At 56.8% G+C, this 2,556-nt stretch carries 3 protein-coding genes; 2 read left to right on the top strand and 1 reads right to left on the bottom strand.

Features of this window, described 5'->3' with window-relative positions:
* A partial coding sequence (locus Q0510_RS07455) for a hypothetical protein (protein WP_298709686.1) occupies window positions 1-643 on the bottom strand: 643 nt, incomplete at its 3' end.
* 134 nt (window positions 644-777) lie between these two features.
* Between Q0510_RS07455 and Q0510_RS07450 the strand changes: the two genes are divergently transcribed.
* Both Q0510_RS07450 and Q0510_RS07445 read left to right on the top strand, forming a co-directional pair.
* Window positions 778-2,208, top strand: coding sequence for a Gfo/Idh/MocA family oxidoreductase (locus Q0510_RS07450; RefSeq protein WP_298709684.1), 1,431 nt, complete (start codon window positions 778-780; stop codon window positions 2,206-2,208).
* Window positions 2,209-2,363: 155 nt separating this feature from the next.
* On the top strand, window positions 2,364-2,556 hold a 193-nt coding region (locus Q0510_RS07445), incomplete at its 3' end, for a hypothetical protein (protein WP_298709682.1).

The raw sequence follows: 2,556 nt of genomic DNA, 5'->3' as shown, positions 1-2,556 counted from the left end.
CCGCTTCCAGCTGGGTGAGCGCATCGCGGAATTGCCGCGTGCTCACGGAGTCGAGGCGGTTGGCGGGGTCCGACAGGAAGGTGTGCAGCGCCTGGCGGTATTCTTCCCGGAAAGATTCGTTGGCGGGACTGGCGGAAAGCTGGTTGCGCGCCCTGTCTACCGTTTCGCGGTTGGCGGCGATGACGCGCATCTTGCCGAACACGGATTCATCGGCCATGATCACGATATTTTCTTCGTATCCGGGGATGTAGCGGGTCACGAAGGGTTGTCCGGCCGGAGGGATGAGCACTTCATTCCGGATAGGCCAGATCGGGGCCGACATGCTGGTGAAGGAAGTCTTCACATCTTTCCCCTGTGCTTTGGCGATCACGGCGTATTCGAAGATGTACTGATCGTTGAGCGTGGAATTGGTTTGGGTGGCCTGGATGACGACGGCGGTTCCCGGCGTGCCCCAGGCCTGGAGGAACCAGGCATTCAGCATGGAAGCCGTAAAAATATTGGCCATGGCCAGCAGGAACCCCGGGAGCAGGAGCCACAGGCGGCGGGTGAGCACGGCGATGCCGGCGAAGACGGCGATAATGATAAAGAAAGACCAGGCCGGATGCTGGCTGAGAAAGAACAAGACTGCAGATATGGCTTTCATTTTGTACGGTTTTTCAGTAAGTGAAGGACGCATTCCCCCGCGCCCAGGTAAAATTTTCTCCTTTCATACAAAAACTGTGCGAATACTGGATTTTATTTCTGTATCTTGTTTTTGCAATCGAATGAAATTCTGATATGATGAACAACGACTATTCCCGGAGGAGGTTCCTCCAACAGGCCATGCTGGCCTCTGCAGCCCTTGCCACACCTGGATTTTTGATGGCCCGCGGCATGACAGCCCCCCGGAAAATCGGGGCCAACGAGAAAGTGAACCTGGCAGTGATCGGGATCGGTAACCGCGGCGGTGAAATCATCCGTGAATTGCATAAAACCGGCCTGGCTAATATCGTAGCGCTTTGCGACGTAGATATGGGCGCTCCCCATACCCTGGAGATCATGAAGATGTTCCCGGACGTGCCCCGCTTCCAGGATTTCCGGAAGATGTTCGACAAGATGGGCAAGCAGATCGATGCCGTTTCGGTAGGCGTACCTGACTTCGCGCATTTCCCCATCACCATGATGGCCATCGGCCTCGGCATCCATGTGTACGTGGAAAAACCCATGGCCCGCACTTTCCAGGAAGTGGAGCTCATGATGAAAGCCGCTGCGAAGAATCCGAAAGTCGTAACCCAGATGGGCAACCAGGGGCATTCCGAAGCGAATTACTTCCAGTTCAAAGCCTGGAAGAAAGCCGGTATCATCAAAGATGTAACCAACATCACCGCACACATGAACTCGCCCCGCCGCTGGCACGGGTGGGATACCAATATTAAATCCTTCCCCAAAGCGGAGCCCAAACCCGATACCCTGGATTGGGACGTTTGGCAGATGCAGACGAAAGGGCACGAGTATAATAAGGACTTCGTGAACGGCCAATGGCGCTGCTGGTTCGATTTCGGCATGGGCGCCCTCGGCGACTGGGGCGCGCACATCCTCGATACCGCGCATCAATTCCTCGACCTGGGCCTGCCTACGGAAGTGAACCCCGTGAAACTCACCGGGCATAACAATTTCTTCTACCCGACTTCAACTACCCTTTCCTTCAAATTCCCGGCGCGGCAGCAAATGCCTGCGGTGGAAGTGATGTGGTATGACGGGGTAGACAACCTGCCCCCGATCCCCGCAGGCTACGGTGTTTCAGGCCTCGACCCGAACATCCCGCCGCCGAGCACCGGGGCTATCAAACCCGCGAAACTGAACCCGGGCAAGATCATATACAGCAAAGACCTCACGTTTAAAGGTGGCTCGCACGCTTCCACACTTTCCATCATCCCGGAAGAGAAAGCGAAAGAAATGGCAGGCAAGCTGCCCGAAGTGCCGAAGAGCCCTTCCAACCACTACGCCAACTTCCTGCTGGCCTGCAAGGGGCAGGAGAAAGCACGTTCTTCTTTCGACATCGCAGGGCCGCTCAGCCAGGTGTTCTGCCTCGGCGTACTCGCGCAATGGACCGGCCGCAAGATCGAATTCGACCGGGAGAAGAAGATCATCACCAACGACAAAAAAGCCAACCAGCTGCTCGTGGGCCCGCCCCCGCGCAAAGGATGGGAACAATATTACAAGGTGTAACGCACAAAGAGACGGCCCCCGGGCCGTCTCTTTCATTTCAGGGCCTCCGTATTCAAACGAGTAAGGCCCCGGTGCGGGGGAGCCCGCCACACTACTGTAATGAGTAGTCTTTTGAGGCGGGGCAAAGCGCTAAATTTCGGGTTGCAAAAACCGGTATGCAGCTGCGGAAAATTTTGACATGGATAGGGGCCTTCCTGGCTTTGACGGCAATGGCGGCCTGGGCGGTGCCATTGCTGAACGGCGGGCCGGTGGCGGAGCCTTTGCGCCACCGGGGCAAAGTGCATATCCGGAAAGACGGCGGAAAGTACACGCTCATCCGCGACGGCAAGCCCTTCTTCGTGCAGGGCG

The organism is uncultured Chitinophaga sp., assembly GCF_937874145.1.
Lineage (GTDB): Bacteria > Bacteroidota > Bacteroidia > Chitinophagales > Chitinophagaceae > Chitinophaga.
The sequence above is the reverse complement of the archived record's forward strand: the minus strand, read 5'-3'. Positions and strand labels throughout refer to the sequence as shown.